Origin of the sequence: Ruegeria sp. B32 (assembly GCF_025141855.1) — a bacterium.
In the GTDB taxonomy this organism is placed as follows: Bacteria; Pseudomonadota; Alphaproteobacteria; order Rhodobacterales; family Rhodobacteraceae; genus Ruegeria; species Ruegeria arenilitoris.
The window spans coordinates 373,447-389,159 of record NZ_CP081107.1 but is presented as its reverse complement, the minus strand read 5'-3'; the positions used below and the strand labels follow the sequence as shown (position 1 = coordinate 389,159).

The following is a 15,713-nucleotide window of genomic DNA, read 5'->3' as shown; positions in this document are numbered from 1 at the left end:
ACCGGTATCACCCACATCCGTGACGACGGATGGCACACCACAAGCCATGGCTTCGCACACCGCAAGTGGAAAAGCCTCACCCCATGCGGATGGCAGAAGAAAAATATCAAACCCCTGACAAGCTTTGCAATGTCGCTCCGTTCACTCAGCGTGCTGATGCGATCCGAGATTCCGAGCTCGTGAGAGGCGCGACGCGCGCTGCCCACGTCTTGTCCAGTCCCGATCAGAACACCCTGAACGTCATAACCCAGCTCAAGCAATCGAGCGATGGCAGCGACCATCCGGGCCTGGTCTTTCATTGGGTGGTCGCGACCCACATTGCCGATGATGATCCGGCCGTCAGGAATACCTGCAATGGCCCCCAACCGCGCCCGCGCCTCCGCATCGGGGCGGAATTCGTCGGTGTCGATCGCATTTGGGATGACAATCGATCGATCGGAAGCAAAGCCTATCGCCTCGTGCTGTGCTGCTGAGACTTGCGCACAATACGATATTCCGGAAACGCCACCGGATAGCGCCGCACCGCTACGTATGAAGAAACGGCTTGAACGGCGTTCATTGTGGATATCCTGCAGCGAGTGGTGGACAGCCCAAAGTACAGGTGGCGCGGCCGTGGACGCGATGGTTGCCAGACGTGCCGCAAGATTTCCGTGATACATCCACCCATGAATCAGGTCCGGTCGGGTGTGCCGGACATGCTGCCTGAGAGTCTTCAACGCCCTTACGGAATACCTGCCCTGTTGCAGCCCCAAGTCATGCACCGGTACACCAAGGGACGCGATTTCCTGGCCAATTGCGCCCTGGGGCATCAGCGACAAAACAGAGTGGTCATATGCGCGCTGCCCAAGGGCGCGGAGATACCTCAGAAGCATGATCTGGGCGCCCCCAAAACCGGTGCTCGTGATGCAATGGAGAACCTTCATGTCGCTTCCTTTGGACTGCTTGTATCGTTGGAACCCCATCCGCTGGTTTTAAGTGCTTCCAAAGTCCGGGACCAATCTGTGCGTCACTGTTTTTTCCAGGGCGCTTGGGAATGCCAGCAATCTGCCACTCTGTGGCTTCAGCATGCTGGTGAGATTGACGCGCGCGCCTCTCGGTCGGTTCTCCGGGTGTATTGACTGCGCCTGGCTCTGCTTCTCCTGCCCCGAACACCACCGATGCAGCAATCCGCTCAGCGTCTTTACCCTCATTGGCGCGGTAACGGGGAACAATCTGGCGGAGTGTATCAATGATCATTGACGAGTCACCCAGACGCGCAAAGGCCTCTAGCCGGCTCATCCACACCTTGGCGTCGGCCAGCGAAACTCTGCCGAGGTTGCAACCATCACACCCTCCAGACCACTTGGTGCGCGGGTTTCGAGCTTGTCAAAGAGTTCTTCGAACAACTTCTCGCCTGGTCGCATACCAATGATCTTGATCCCGATATCCTTGCCTGGCTCCAAGCCCGACAGGCGGATCATCCGCTCTGCTATGTCGATGATCCGGACCGGCTCACCCATATCGAGAACAAAGATCGCACCACGCGATGTTTTTTGCTCGATCCCATGAGCGGACGCCATAAGAGTAGCTCCACCGCTTCGCGGATCGTCATGAAGAACCGCTCCATTCTGGGTCGGTTACGGTGAGAGGTCCGCCGCTGGCGATCTGCTCTTTCAGAAGGGGTATAAGCGATCCTGAGGAACCGAGCACATTGCCAAAGCGCACAGTCATAAATCGTGTGCCTTTTCCCTCGCGCTCCGCCTCCCGATCCAACGCGCCACAATAGAACTCTGCAACCCTCTGGTTGCTCCCATAACCGGACGTTGCATTGACTGCCTTGTCGGTCGAGATCTGCACCATTGCGGCAGCTCCTGCGTGGCGGGCTGCATCCGCGACATTGCGCGTTCCGATCGCATTGGTCAGCACCACCTTCGCCGGGATTGGCCTCGACAATGGGCACATGCTTGAGCGCCGCAGCGTGGAAGACGATATCCGGACGATAGGTCATGAACAGATTCTCAACCCGCGTACGGTCGCGTACGTCGCAAATTTCACAGTTCTTGACCACCGACGAGAAATGACGGTCTAGATCCTGGCCAATCGAATATAGATTGAACTCGCAGTTATCGATGAGCAACAAGCTCTCGGGATGGTTGGCTGCAATCTGACGCACAAGTTCTCCGCCGATACTGCCGCCGGCGCCGGTCACGACGATCCGGCGGCCAGTGACCAGCCGGGCCAGGCGCTTGCGATCAACGACGTGGGCCGGGCGCTGAAGCAGATCGTTCGGCTGGACTTCTTCAATACTCAGCGGGCGAGATTCGTTGAGCCCGTGCAAGTCGCAGATCCCCGGCAAGCGACGTACACCGATGCCCTGGCTTTCGGCCCATGACACAAGCTTCCTCACTTCGTCCTCGTTGAACTGTGCGGGGGCTTCTGTCAGCACGATGTGGCGGGGCAGCGCGCGCGTCGCGAACCAGTCTTTGACCGCTTCGACGTCCAGAACCGAACCAACGATCGGGACATCGTGAAAAACCAAACCTCTTGTGTTCTCGACACCGTCAACGATGCCGATCGGCTGGTAAGGCGGATTGGGCATATTACGTACGGCCCGCAAAAACAGATCGCAGGCGGTCCCGGTCCCAACAAGCAATACAGGCTCCGCTGTTGCCGCCTGCAAATGATTGCCTCCGCCAAGAAGCGTTCCCAACAGGTTTTGGTTGATCCTCCGGACCAAGCGCGTCCCGCACAGAAACGGAAGCGCCACAAATAGAGCAATGACCATAACTTCGGGCGGGACGTTCACTGCTGCCAACCCAAGCGACCGGAGGATGCCTATTGCCAACAGCACCAATGTCGTTGCCGTTGTCACGATCACTGCGTCACGGATAGACGTTGTCTCCGGATGGCGCCGATACATTCCCAAAAGGGGAAAAATGACGGCTGCCGTCAGAACACCTGTCAGCACGAGACCCGTGATGCTTTCGCTGTGGGTCGCATCAAGTGGGAGCCCGCTACGCAGAATGTAGGACGCGGAAAGCGCAGCGGCGACCAGAAAAATATCGCTGAAAAACAGACGCTTGTGAGACTTCAACTCACCGGCGACACTCAAAAGGAATTCCCGGACCCCTGAACCAAAAGTGCGGAATTGAGAGGCAGGTGTATTTCTATGCCCAATAATGAACTTCACAACAAATTACCCCCAAAACAACAAACAACAGAACGCCAAAATGGAGCCAGTTTTGGCGCATACTAAAAAACTTGTAGGTAGCTTAACGTTAAGTAGATTTTTCTCAAATCGATTTCATGCGCGTGAGCACACCAAATCCCTTAACCTTCCAAAAGCACAACTTAAGGCCGCATGTTATGTGGCGCTTCTACTTTTCCGGTACCCAGTTTTCACTTCGCCCCCACACTTGCTTAAAAATTAGGCAAATGCGGACAGCAGCCATAGCCGAACTGTTGAGCCACCGTGGAGAATCCATGAAAAAACGACGGATTGGGGACGGTATGCCGGACGCCCGATTCGGCCACAAAACTACGGCGAAATTATGATCGAGCCATTTGCTGCAGCTAGGCGTCGCCAGCGAGCTTGGCGAGGTAGTGTTCGAGATTGGATGTTTCGGCTCCCGGAAGCTTTGCCCAGGCATCTTGAGGATCATAAAGATCAAACGAAGGGCGGAGCCCGTCCCGCGCATCAGCCAGGCCACTGCCATCGCTGCCTGCAGGCTCCCGGTCGGCTGAAATCTCCGGCCATCCGCCCAAGTCGGCCAATGGATCGTCTACAATTCGCCCGTCACAATTGCGCACATGATTGAGCACCCGCGCGTCGAGATCATCGGCTTCGCGCGTGCCGGGTATCTGATCTCCTGCTCTGTCCAGAACATAGGTCATGGTTTCACTTACGGAGAAGACAGGTGAAGCGATTGGGTCGGCTGGTGTGGCAACCTGATGATCCTTGGCAACTGGATCTAGAACCTCAAACGGTATCGCGGTTTTGCAATCCATTGCGATATTGTCCTTGGCAAAGATCTCAATCAGGTTTTGGGGGTCCATCAGGAACGCCTCAACAGCAAAGCGTCGATCCTTGCGCGTACTCGGGCCTGCCAGAACAACGTTGCCGACATAGTTCACGCGTGTAGTTCCGAGGTTGTTGTAAAACTCGCCGAACTGGCTCCCAGCATTGTAGAAGACGTTGTTGATAACCTCGATCGGACCAATATCCGTCGCCTTGAGATCAGGATTTCGATCCCGATTGTGGGCAAATAGGTTCCGCGTCAACGTAATCCGCCCACAGGCATTATCCGAACCTTCGTGTGAGCAGATCAATGCGCCTTTCGAGTGCGCCCCCTTGGGATGGGTCGCTTTTTCCAGCCCATAAGCGAAGATGCTGTTTGCAATGGTGATGTCAGCCGCAGTGCTGCTGCTCACATGAACATTAATGTTCTCATCCGTCGCAAACATTACCGAGACATGATCAATGTAGATCCGCTCTGCGTTCTCGATGGTGATCCCATCAACCGCCGGGCTATCCTCAATGCTCGGACCCGGGCGCACTTTGAGAAAACGGATGACTACGTCATGCGCGCCCTTGATCACGAGCGGTGATCGGATGCTGTCGCGCAACTTCAGCTGAATTCCATCCCCGGGCGCTGTCTGCCCGGCAACATAAACATTCGACCCCACCCTAAGTTCACTGTCGAGCTCGATTGTGCCACTGACTTGAAAGACACAAACGCGAGGTACATCAAGCTCTACGCACGCACGTAAACTGCCCTCTCCTCTATCCTCAAGCGTGGTAACGGCAATAATTTCACCCCCACGCCAACCGATTGCCCCGGCACCAAAGCCAATGGCACCGGGGAAGGCAATCGGTTCGGAAGAGGCAATTCCGGCAAACCCGACTGCCAAGAGGCAGGTTAGGAGTCTTAGGTACATCGCGACGCTCACCCTTATACTGTTTGCGACTGTGACGTGGGTGCCGAGCCGCGGCGTGATCCCATCGCTCATCGCTTGCCTACGGCGTTGAGTGCGACACCAACCAGCGGAATCATTTTACTGCGCATGGCATGAGTTGCTGCACGCAGTGCCCGCTCTCTTGTTTGCCCCGCACGAGCAACAACAACGGCAACATCGGCAAACTCTGCAAATCGATTGGCGTTCTCTGTAGCCAGATACGACGGTGTGTCGATCACTATGAGATCATAGGTTTTGCGCAGGTAGTTCTCAATTCGGGTTTCCTCGCTTCGATCAGCCCGCAACTTGAGACCGAAATGCGAGGTTGGTCCAAAGTTGATCACGTCAAGCTGAGGGTATTGACTGCAGGTGCTTATGCCTCTCCTGAACGTTTCGAAACTGTCGAAAGCATCCTGCAGGGCAAGATCGGAATTCGGCACACCAAGCAGTGCGCTGGCGCTCTGTTGCTGGACATCCAGATCAATCAGAATTACCCGCAGACCGTCGTGGGCAGCACAGGCGCTAAGGGCAACGGAAACGGTGGACTTGCCCTCGTTGGGCAGGGCGCTGAGAACCATCAGGGCAGCGCCTTTATCCGTATCCGTCCTGGCCAGTGCTGACGTAGCAAGTGACCGCGCTGCCTGCCCGAACGCCGAGTAGGGAGCCGCAGAAAGGTGCTCGATCAAGTGACCACGCGCGCCAGCCCCCGAACGCGGCAACCGGGGTATCTGCGCCAAGACGGGCAAACCACTTGCCTCCTCGGCGCTGCCCACCGTCCAGATTTGCGCGTTCATCTGTTCGCGGAACAGAACATAAATAAAGGCAAAGAAGCTTAAGACCACAAACGCGACGGCCAGTGTTGCGACACGTTGCGGCTCGGAGGGCTTTCGAGGAGGCTGCGCCACGGTGATCTGGCGTGCCGTGGGCGTGAGCGAGTCTCGTTGCGCCTCATAATCGTTCAAGCGCTCGAAGATCGATTGATAGCGCTGCTGATCGATCTGCAATGCGAGTTCTAATTGCGCGCGCTCCAATTCAGCCCGGGTGCGTTGGCGAAGCGCATCAGTCCGCTGCTGTATCTGCCGCGCAAGATCCGAACCCTCGCCCTGTTCTTCTAGATCGGCGATTGCGCGCAGGCTTTCGAGTTCAGCCAGCATCGCTTCGGTGCGGTTGCTGTCATCGAGCGCATTCAACCGAATCAAAGCCGCAAGTTCAGCTTGCCGTGTTGTAAGGTTTTCGATGGCAGTCACAGACCGCTTGCGCAGAAAGTTGATAGCGCTGTCGATACCCAACCGCTGTCGGCGGAGCCCTTCCTCGATATAAGTCCTTGCGACAACATTGCTGACCCGCGCAGCAAATACAGGGTCTTCGTATGTGGACTCTATTCGAATCGCCAAGCCATGGCCTGGGTAATTGATCGAATAGATACCAAGGAGCTTGTCGATAACGGCTTCGCGCTGCAGGGCTTCGTACTGCGCAATGCGGTCTGCCTCACTCAGGGCTTCCAGATCACTTTCGTCGAGCGGTTCTGCCGGGTCGCTTGCCTCGGTCGTTACCACCGCCTCACCAGAGGTTGCGGCATTGATGGTGCTGCCGCTTCCCCCGGGTTGAAGAAAGCGAAACAGTCGCGACAAAAAGAAATCATTATCCCCCAAGCTGGGTGCAAAGTCAGGATCGTCAAAAAGCTCCATGCGTTCCGCAATTGATTCGGCGAACTGGCGCGACCGCAGCACCTCGACCTCGGTTTGGGCCACACTTGGATCGATGACGCGCAGGCGGGAGCTGACCGTGTCAAAGGCGGTATTGCCTGTCTCCAACACGATGACCGAGGTCGCCACGTAACGCTCACTGATGGAAAAAACGACGGCTGCAGTGAGCGCCATGCCTACCGCAACAAAGCAAAAGATCAGGACAAAATTGTGTTTAAAAAGATGCCACAGATCCTGCAGACCCACACGCGAAGTGGGTTCCGACTTCGATATGTCGCTCTGGGGGGATACGTTCAAAAAACACCTCTTCGAAATCTGGATACCCTGATCGCGTGGATACTCGTGTATGTAAGAGCGGATGATGAAGTGTTTTCCGGCCAAGAAATAGATCTCAGCAAAAAATGACCGCCCACCTTGACTGCAGAAACATCTGCAGGACATCTAGCATACCGCCGTGCATTTCAGAAAGAGTGAGTTGGCAGACCGCCGCCCGACGGGCCACTCGTTCACGAAGAGAGGCTTCAGGTTGTGTGCGGCGCCCAAACCTGGACCACTGGAAGTTGGTTTTTTGCTACCCTGTCCCGGTGAGAAGCTGGTGACGCCATCAGGACAATGCACAGCAATCGACATGGTGTTTCCGATTGCGCCACGGCGTCGCTTCTCGTTGCCGGGCCAACGTCAATCCTCCAGCTTTTCATGGACCTCTGCACGGCTCATGAACGCATGGGCGTTCGACACCCCGCCTTTTGCCGGTTGTCGAAGGCGAAAATGTGAGTGGCTGGCCAAAACCTCGCAGCCTTTTCCAATCCGCAAAGGCGACAAACCCTTCGCCGGCCCGCGCCCGTTGATAAAATCCATCGCGCGGCACGGATGAATCGACACACAGCGCTTGCTTCATCGAAAATCCGCCGCATAATCAAGCCAACCGGACGCGCCAGACCCTCTTTTAGTTCACGCAGCATTCAGTCCATAATCCCTGACGCACGGGTGACGGGTATGGGGCGCCGCAGTTCGCAAAACCGCCCGTGAGGCTTTCGCTCTCATCGCCACGCCATTTGACGGAGTGCACATTGTCTACCCCATCCTCACAAAGCTGGCCGCATTTCGATGAAATTCAAATTGAAGCCGTCGCAGAACTGCTCCGATCCGGAAAGGTCAATGCATGGACCGGGGCAGATGTAAGATCTTTCGAAGATGAATACGCCGAAGCTTTGAATGTGAAGCACGCCGTAGCATTCGCGAATGGCAGCGTCTCAATCAACACGGCTCTTGCCGCGCTCAAACTGGCCCCTGGCGATGAGGTCATCGTAACGCCACGCAGCTTTGTAGCTTCGGCGTCCTGCGTTCTGCTGTTTGGCGCGATACCCGTCTTTGCTGATATCGACCCTGACAGCGGAAACCTCACCCCCGAAACAATTCGGGCCTGCATAACCCCGAGGACAAAAGGCATCATTCCCGTCCATTTGGGCGGATGGCCATGCGACATGCCTGGAATCATGGAACTGGCTGCAGAGCACAAGTTGTGGGTCATCGAAGATTGCGCCCAAGCCCACGGCGCTTTGATCAACGGCCACCCCGTAGGCACATACGGCGATTTTGGCTCCTTCTCGTTTTGCCAGGACAAGATCCTTACCACGGGTGGAGAGGGCGGTCTCCTCGTAACCAACAATACCGAGCTTTGGAAATACGCCTGGAGCTACAAGGACCATGGAAAAGACTATGACAGAGTCTTCGCCACGGATCATCCACCGGGGTTCCGCTGGCTGCACACGCATCTCGGCACCAACCTGCGGATGACCGGAATATCTGCCGCGCTTGGCCGGATTCAGCTTCGTCGTCTGCCTGAGTGGCAGTCGGTCCGGGCACGCAACGCGCATATTCTCGCGCAAGCATTCTCAGACTGCCCGGTCCTTCGTACGCCGATGCCAGCCCCAAATCTAACCCATGCCTGGTACCGCTTCTATACCTACGTTCGACCAGAAAAACTGGCTGAAGGCTGGAGCCGCGATCGGATCATGACTGAGATCCAGGCGGCAGGTTTCCCGGTTTTTTCTGGAAGCTGCCCGGAGATCTACCTTGAGGCCGTGTTTCCCGAGTCGATCAGACCGAAAGCTCGGCTGCCTGTCGCCCGCGATCTCGGCGAAACGAGCCTGGCCTTCCTGGTCGACCCGACCTGGTCTGAAAATGAGATCAGAGCGCTCGTTCAAGCCGCCCTCCCAATTCTCGAGGCCTCTGGAAAGCACTGAATTTGGTTCAATCAAGCGGGAGGGTCCTGGGCCGGTGATGGATGCAATGCAAATGGAATTCACCATTGAAGCGCGCAATCGTCGACGTGACCGCCAATTCCATCGAGGAACACTCCAAGCCATCCGCAAGGACAATCATTTTCTGTATCGTGACCGAGGCCTTTCTTGCTCTGGGGCGTGCCGCGCGAGAACACGGTCCCGCAGTACGTCCAAAAGACCACGTTTCCACATCACGAACAGTGCGCTGGAGGCTTCGACACTGTTTGCCCAGCGGCTTAAGTTTGCCTCAATTCCGGCGCTATACTTGACTCATGAATATAGCCGCCATGATTGCGGATTAGCAGTTCTTACAACTCGCAAATCCGTATCCCAATTATGCGCTACAATCGGCGTTTACTGTCCATTTTCAAGCGCATCAACCGGAGACGCCCTTAGCCAATGCATTTCAAAGACATAAATTTCATCATCATAGGTGCAGGGAAGTCGGCGAGCACCTGGCTTCAAAAACAGCTGCAATCTGATCCGGAAGTCTACATGCCAGACCCGGAACTTCACTACTTCTCTCGGAATTACAGCCGAGGTGACGAATGGTACCTTTCTCAGTTCAAAGATGCGGGGGTGGGCCAGACCGTTGGCGAAAAGTCCAATTCCTACCTGTATGCGCCCGATGCAGCAGCCCATATTCACGACCGCATGCCTCATGTGAAGCTGATTGCGCAATTGCGCAACCCCGTCGAGCGGGCCTACTCCAACTACTGTATGTTGTTCCAGCGCGGTGAGGTCGGACCAGACATCGAGTCCTATCTCGACCCTTCGCAGGGCGGCGGCAACAAATTGCTGATCTCCGGTCATTTTGCGTCACATCTGCAAACCTACATCGACCTGTTCGGACGCGAGAAGCTTCTCATCCTGTTCTTCGAAGGCGTGTTGGACGATCCAGAGGGGCAGATGTCGCAGGTTCGCACCCATCTTGATTTGCCACCGCACCCCTTGGCGCCGGAAGGATGGAGCAAGACAAAGGACAAATCCGCTCCCAATGTGCCAGCGCATTGGAAAAAGCGCCTTGGGTGGATGAAGCCGATAGTCCGCCCCCTAAGAGGGACCGCAACCTTTGAAACGGCACGCGGGTGGATTGCAAGCGAAACCCAGTACCCGCCGCTCACGGACGATCTAAGAAAACGGCTTAACGACTATTACGGCCCGTCTATCGAGGCCTTGGAGCAGATTAGCGGTCAGTCACTCAGCCATTGGTATGGGTCGATGGACGAGCCGGGGGGAATGACAGCCTGATGTCGCTCGGAGACTGAAGCGGAACGCGTACCCACATAAAGCACACATTGACTGAGAGGAGACCAAACCAGCGCGCGGGAACATCATGATCGATTGAGGAGCTTTTCCGTTTCCGCGGCACCTGAACCGCGGCAGTGGCCTGAATGGTTCAAACAATCATCGCTTTCGCTCAAATGGGTGCAGATTTTCGAAACATACCAACCGGGATCGGGAAAAATCGGCATTTTTTGCCAAATAAAAAGAAAGGAGAAAGGCGGATACATGCTGTCATCCGCTGATTGATATGAAGAAGTTTGTAATAACTGGTATTCAGATGAGAAACAAAGGCTCTCAGGCGATGTTTCTCACGCTTTATTATGGGTTGAAGTCGATTTACAAGGATTGCGAGGTGGTCGGCTTTTCCAACAAATACGACCCCTCCGAAGAATACACTTTCAAGTTGCTACCCTACGACGACTACACTCGGCTGGTTTTCAAATACCGGCTGAACAAGGTTCCGCTGCTGGAACCGCTTTTGACCTCTTTCGTCGGCATGATGAAGAAAACCGACAAGTGGAAGGGCAAGATCCCGGAAATGGAAAAAGCGCTGCGGGAAGCGGATGCTGTGTTCGATGCGAGCGGGTATACCCTTGGCTCAGGCTGGTCAAAGAAAGGCGGCGGGTTGCTGCTGGACACGATAAGATACGCCAAACGGTACAACACGAAAATCGTCCTGATGCCTCAGAGTTTCGGCCCCTTTGATTGGGACGATGACGACAACGGGGCCTTCCTCAAAGAGATGAAAGACGAACTGACCTATGCCACGAAAATATATGCCCGCGAGAAAGAGGGGTTTGGCTGCCTGAAATCCCTGGGTCTGGACAACGTTGAATTATCAACGGACATGGTTGTTCGAGAAAAATTCTTTCCAAAAGCAAGCGATATCTACCCATCCTACCAGGAGGACGAGACGAACTACCCAACCAAAGGCTCTGTCGGGTTCATAATAAATGAGAACATCTTCAGAATTGGTGACCCCGAAGCAGTCTTCAATCTGTACGCAAAGCTGCTCGACAAACTGGTGGACAATGGAGAAAAAGTCTACATTCTAACCACCTCCACTGCCGATACGCACCTTGTTGAAACAGTTCTTGGAAAGACCAGAAACAAAGACAACGTGGGCGTGATTGCCGGTGAGTATTCGAGCCCGGAACTCATAAACATCATCAGCAGGTTCAAATACGTTGTGGCGTCACGCTACCATTCGGTCGTGTTCGCATACAGAAGCGGCGTGCCCGCAATCATTCTCGGGTGGGCCAATAAATACATAGACCTGGCCGAGCACTTCCAACAGCAAGACTACGTGTTTGACATAAGAAACCCAGGCGTCGATCGCATCATCGAACAAATCGACAAAATGGCGGCGAACCACGAAAACGAGTCACGCACCATAAAAGACCGCTTGAAAAACCTGCAAGCCTCTTCCGTTGTCGCCGAAGCTGCAAACGAAATCGCCCCGCAAAACACAACAGCCACCTAGCAGAAGGACACCCGGTAAATAGCCGGCACTCACACAAAAACGACACACAGCCAGCGGCGACCTAGAATTCCGGATATCACCGAGTGCGTGGCGAGTGCCAAGCACTGCGCTCGCGTCCAAACCGACGCCGGTAACCATCAAGAAATCTCACAGGCTTTCGTGGTTGTTGAGAGCTTAGTACGGTCAGGTCACCTCAATAGTGATAGGCTCAGGTTGTCACGCGCATTCCAACGCAGAGTTCCCTGCTAGTTGTTCTCTCAGATAGCCGGCTAGAATTTTTTCAAGAAACGCCGGGAAGCGGGATAATTTTTCTAGGGTAAAATGGGATCTATCAATGCTCAAATTAGGCATACCCTGTTCTGCTGATGATCGATCCAAAAAACAAAATGACCAGCACCCCATATGCTGGTCATTTGTCGAGTGAGCGTGTCGGCCAATGGCCTCACCGGTCGAATGTAGTGTTGAGATTACCGTACCTGAATTGAGCAAATGGGACTATAAGGGTTTTCCCGTAATTCTGCCCGCAACTGAAGCGCTTTCGGTTGAATCCGCGTCTGACGTAACTCACGAGCGTCGCTTAAATAGTAATAGCAGCGTGTGAGTGCCTTAGTGATTCGGGGGCTTGCAGTGGCGGTCATCTGCCAGGCAACCTCGACCGGAGGTCGTCCGTCGACCGACGTATGTTTGACAAAAAACAGTCTTGGCCCCCCGGCGGCCTTGCGGGTCGGTGGGATCAGTTGATCGGAGAATAAAAAAGGGGCCGGTCAGTCGACCAGCCCCAGTCATTCGCGGAACCGAGGGATCAGTTCGACGCGGCCATCAGTTTGTCGTTGTGCTCGCGCAGCGAGTCCGAAACGATCGCGTACCATTCGCCGGATTCACGCATTTCGTTCAGGCCCTTGTTCAGCATGGCCAGGTACTGCTTGCCGAACGGGTTCGAACGGTGCGCGATGAAACGCAGCGACGACAGCGAGGTCACGAAGGGGTTCTCGATCAGGTCGTTCTGGTTCAGACCCATTTCAACCATGGTGTCCGAGAACAGCTGAACCTCGAAGGTTGCAACATCTGCAGTGCCGGTCAGCACGGCATCCAAACATTCCCGCGCGGTGATTGGCTGCATCAAGGTGATGGTGTCGCCATTGATCAGACCTTGCTGTTCCAGATCGTGAATGAACCAACCGTCCATACGGCAGATGGTCGACCCTTTCAGCTCGTCAAAGGTGGTCGCGTTGGCAAACTGGCTTTCGGGCAGGGTGTAAAAACCAACCACGATGTCATAGACTGGGACCGACGAGTCGAACTGCGTGCAGCGCACCTCGGTTTCCCAGGACCATTCGTAGCTGCGGTTGGTGCAGTCCGGCATGTTCCATGCCATCGACACGTCGAACGCGCCCAGCGGCAGCAGGGTTTCCAGGTGCGAATTCCAGTCGTCAACAAAGCTAACCGAATAGTCGCGGGCGTTGCCGCCCCGTTGCAACGAGGTGGTTGCCAGACGCGGGATGATGCCACCGCCATTCAGCGATTCATCTGCGAAGGGCGCCCAGCCGTTACCGGTGACCAGTTTGATCGGCGGCTCATAGACGCTCGAGCGTTTCACGCTTGCAGCGCGCTGTTCTTCCGCGGCGATGATTTCCTGCGCGCTGCGGCCATTCGGCAGGCTGCCGTCTTCACAGGGCAGGGCCAGAACGATGCCCGGCTCAAGCGAGTTCGGGTTGGTGATGACGTTGCGGTTTGCGTTGAAGATCGGCTGGTAGTTCGATGTGCCGTAGGCCGCGATGGCGATGGTTGCCATCGTGTCACCGTCCTGAACCGTATAGTTGGTACAGGCCTCCTGAGCGGCGGCGGCGCCGGCGCTGAGGGCGGTTACTGCGGTGGCTGCCGCCACCAGTTTCTTCAGATTGATTTCAAACATGTCCACTTCCTCCAGACTTTTGTTTTGTCAGACCTTGCCGGCCCTTATCCGTTTTCCATTTGGTACCGCAGGGCGGTCGAGACGATGTCGCGCCATTCGCCCGATTGCTGCATGATCGCCAGACCCTGATTGAGCGTCTCGAGGATCGCTTCCCCATCCGGATTGTCCTTGTGGGTCATGACGTTGAGCGACTTGATCGCCGCCAGGTTGGGGTTTTCGATGATCTTGTGTTCGTAGCCCAGCCGACCGATGGCCTCGACGGCCAGATGCGCTTCGATGGCGACCAGGTCAGCCCGCCCGTCCATGACTGCGTGGAAACACTCGTCCGGATCGACGGGGCGCAAGATGGTGATCGCAGGCTCGTAAAGACCCACAGCGTCCATATGCGAGGTTGACCAGCCCTCGGGGCGGCAGATCGTGGTGCCGACGAATTCCGCGTAGCTGAGCGAGGTTTCGTAGCCTGAGCCATCCTTCGCGAAGAACGTATCGACCACTTCATAGAACGGGTTCGAGAAGTTGTAGGTCTCGCACCGGTTCCGGTCGCTTTCCGAAAGTGCCTCGGCTTCTTCGCAGTTTGGGCGCGACCAAGGGAACGTGGCATCGAAGGCCAGGGTGGGCATCAGCAGGTCCAGATGCGACGACCAGTCGTTCACGAACTGGATCTTGTAGGCCTGTTCCGGTGCCGCCCGCAGCATCGCGGTTTCGACTAGGTTCGTGTACAGACCGCGATTGGGCAGGGCTTCGTCGGTAAACGGCGCGTAGTTGCCCCCGGTGATCAGCAACAACTGTCGGTCGCGGATCTCGGGGCGGGTGCCGTCACCGGCGTTGCGAATCAAGGCGGCACCTTCTGCGCGGGCGGCCTCGATTTCCTTCTTCGCGGCTGCCTTGGCTTCGATGACGGCCTTGTCGCTGGCCTGCTGGGCCTCCGCAACGCGGGCTTCGGCCTCGGCGATGGCCTTGGCGGCACGTTCTTCCGCGGCCTTGACCAGTTCGGCTGCCATCTCGGCGGCCATGCGCTCGGCCTCGGTTTCCGGTTCAGGCGCGGCGCGGCCGACATCCTCGAGGCAGGGGAAGGTCAGAACGTCGCCGACGCGGATGATGTTGGGGTTGGACCCGATCGTGTCGCGGTTGGCGTCGTAGATGATGCGATAGTCTTCGGTCGCATAGACCTTGATGGCCAGTTCACGCAGGCTGTCGCCGCGCTGGATCTCGTAGGTCGAGCATGCCTCTTGCGCCGAGGCTGCCCCCGTTGCTGACGCCAGGGCAATGCTGGATATGATCAGGTGTGTTCTCATGGGTCCTGTTGCTTTGCTTTTGTTATTGTCGGGCCGTTTTGATGACGGCGATTGAAATGTTGTCCTGATCCGGATCACCCTTGGCGATCAGTGCCTTGAGGAGGCTGTCGGCGATGTCCTGGGAGAGGGCCGAAGCGTTGTCCTGAAGGATGGACTGGATGTCGTGGTTGCCCAGATATTGCAGCCCGTCACTGCCGAGGATGAGGAGGTCATCGGTCGTCAGTTCCAGCGCGTCTTCGGGGCAGTCTACCTTGGGGATCGCCGCGCCCATGATGACCGAGGTCAGCTGGTTGCGGTCGGGATGGGACTGCGCTTCGGCTTCGGACAGCTCCCCTCGGGTTACCTGTGCGTCGATGACCGGGGCCATCGAATGATCTTCGTTGATCTGAGACAGAACGCCGTCGCGGAACAGGTACAAAGGGCTGTCGCCGATCGAGATCCAGAACACTTTGTTGCCCAGCAGCAGAACTCCCAGCAGGGTCGAGCCCATGTTGAAGCCTTGTTGCTGGTCGTCGCCATATCCTGCTACGGCCGCGTTGGCCTGCATTGCGGCCATGGGCAGCGCATCCAGCAGCGTATTCTCGGTCAATTCCGGATTCTCCAGAACTGCGTCGAGCACTTCGCACCAGGACTTGACCACCAGATCCGAGGCCACTTCGCCCGCGGCGTGACCGCCCATCCCGTCTGCCACCACGACATAACCAGCGTTGGCGGCGTCAAAGACCCGCGAGGCAACCGCGTCTTCCTGCGTGTCGCGCTGACCCTGATCCAGGATCAGTGCAATGTCATATGCCGGAGTAGCCAGCATCC

Annotated in this window: 10 protein-coding genes and 2 pseudogenes; 3 read left to right on the top strand and 9 right to left on the bottom strand. The window is 56.2% G+C overall.

Annotated elements, in window-relative coordinates; genetic code table 11:
* Positions 1–69: 69 nt before the first annotated feature.
* From K3752_RS19580 to K3752_RS19205, 6 genes and pseudogenes are all read right to left on the bottom strand, one after another.
* Positions 70–872: pseudogene (locus tag K3752_RS19580) on the bottom strand (glycosyltransferase); the annotation flags it as partial.
* 402 nt (positions 873–1,274) lie between these two features.
* Positions 1,275–1,499, bottom strand: coding sequence for a polysaccharide biosynthesis protein (locus K3752_RS19220; protein ID WP_260066583.1), 225 nt, complete (start codon positions 1,497–1,499; stop codon positions 1,275–1,277).
* A gap of 88 nt (positions 1,500–1,587) precedes the next feature.
* Positions 1,588–1,941 (bottom strand): polysaccharide biosynthesis protein, encoded by a 354-nt coding sequence (locus K3752_RS19575; protein ID WP_409233632.1) that lies wholly within the window; start codon positions 1,939–1,941, stop codon positions 1,588–1,590.
* Positions 1,934–2,578 (bottom strand): annotated as a pseudogene (locus K3752_RS19570) (polysaccharide biosynthesis protein); the annotation flags it as partial. The gene K3752_RS19575 and the pseudogene K3752_RS19570, both read right to left, overlap by 8 nt.
* Before the next feature lie 974 nt (positions 2,579–3,552).
* On the bottom strand, positions 3,553–4,989 hold the full coding sequence (locus K3752_RS19210; protein WP_260066581.1) for a polysaccharide lyase family 1 protein: 1,437 nt from the start codon (positions 4,987–4,989) through the stop codon (positions 3,553–3,555).
* Positions 4,986–7,022 carry an AAA family ATPase gene (locus K3752_RS19205; protein WP_170442410.1) on the bottom strand — a complete coding sequence of 679 codons (2,037 nt, stop codon included), beginning with the start codon at positions 7,020–7,022 and terminating at the stop codon, positions 4,986–4,988. The genes K3752_RS19210 and K3752_RS19205 overlap by 4 nt, the downstream gene beginning before the upstream one ends.
* A gap of 689 nt (positions 7,023–7,711) precedes the next feature.
* Here K3752_RS19205 and K3752_RS19200 point away from each other — a divergent pair.
* From K3752_RS19200 to K3752_RS19190, 3 genes are all read left to right on the top strand, one after another.
* Entirely contained in the window at positions 7,712–8,887 is a 1,176-nt protein-coding gene (locus tag K3752_RS19200; RefSeq protein ID WP_170440005.1) for a DegT/DnrJ/EryC1/StrS aminotransferase family protein, read from the top strand.
* A 438-nt stretch (positions 8,888–9,325) separates the two neighbouring features.
* Positions 9,326–10,177 carry a sulfotransferase gene (locus K3752_RS19195; protein ID WP_170422123.1) on the top strand — a complete coding sequence of 284 codons (852 nt, stop codon included), beginning with the start codon at positions 9,326–9,328 and terminating at the stop codon, positions 10,175–10,177.
* A gap of 313 nt (positions 10,178–10,490) precedes the next feature.
* Positions 10,491–11,696: a polysaccharide pyruvyl transferase family protein gene (locus tag K3752_RS19190; RefSeq protein WP_170530480.1), complete on the top strand. Its 1,206-nt coding sequence runs from the start codon at positions 10,491–10,493 to the stop codon at positions 11,694–11,696.
* Between the two features lie 802 nt (positions 11,697–12,498).
* Here K3752_RS19190 and K3752_RS19185 read toward each other — a convergent pair.
* Genes K3752_RS19185 through K3752_RS19175 form a run of 3 tightly spaced genes read right to left on the bottom strand, consistent with a single transcriptional unit; the run spans position 12,499 to position 15,711 of the window.
* A complete protein-coding gene (locus tag K3752_RS19185) occupies positions 12,499–13,608 on the bottom strand; it encodes a transporter substrate-binding domain-containing protein (protein ID WP_170341645.1) in 1,110 nt (369 codons plus the stop codon).
* Between the two features lie 44 nt (positions 13,609–13,652).
* Complete coding sequence (locus K3752_RS19180) at positions 13,653–14,903, bottom strand: transporter substrate-binding domain-containing protein (protein ID WP_170441278.1); 1,251 nt, start codon at positions 14,901–14,903, stop codon at positions 13,653–13,655.
* Between the two features lie 22 nt (positions 14,904–14,925).
* The gene (locus tag K3752_RS19175) at positions 14,926–15,711 is read right to left on the bottom strand and encodes a PP2C family serine/threonine-protein phosphatase (RefSeq protein WP_260066580.1); all 786 of its coding nucleotides are present in this window, start codon (positions 15,709–15,711) and stop codon (positions 14,926–14,928) included.
* Between the last annotated feature and the right edge of the window lie 2 nt (positions 15,712–15,713).

Bases quoted from the DNA above. Each gene is read 5' to 3' on its own strand.
- K3752_RS19220 (WP_260066583.1), bottom strand. From the start codon at position 1,499: ATGGGTGAGCCGGTCCGGATCATCGACATAGCAGAGCGGATGATCCGC.
- K3752_RS19575 (WP_409233632.1), bottom strand. From the start codon at position 1,941: ATGTGCCCATTGTCGAGGCCAATCCCGGCGAAGGTGGTGCTGACCAAT.
- K3752_RS19210 (WP_260066581.1), bottom strand. From the start codon at position 4,989: ATGAGCGATGGGATCACGCCGCGGCTCGGCACCCACGTCACAGTCGCA.
- K3752_RS19195 (WP_170422123.1), top strand. From the start codon at position 9,326: ATGCATTTCAAAGACATAAATTTCATCATCATAGGTGCAGGGAAGTCG.
- K3752_RS19190 (WP_170530480.1), top strand. From the start codon at position 10,491: ATGAGAAACAAAGGCTCTCAGGCGATGTTTCTCACGCTTTATTATGGG.
- K3752_RS19185 (WP_170341645.1), bottom strand. From the start codon at position 13,608: ATGTTTGAAATCAATCTGAAGAAACTGGTGGCGGCAGCCACCGCAGTA.
- K3752_RS19180 (WP_170441278.1), bottom strand. From the start codon at position 14,903: ATGAGAACACACCTGATCATATCCAGCATTGCCCTGGCGTCAGCAACG.
- K3752_RS19175 (WP_260066580.1), bottom strand. From the start codon at position 15,711: ATGCTGGCTACTCCGGCATATGACATTGCACTGATCCTGGATCAGGGT.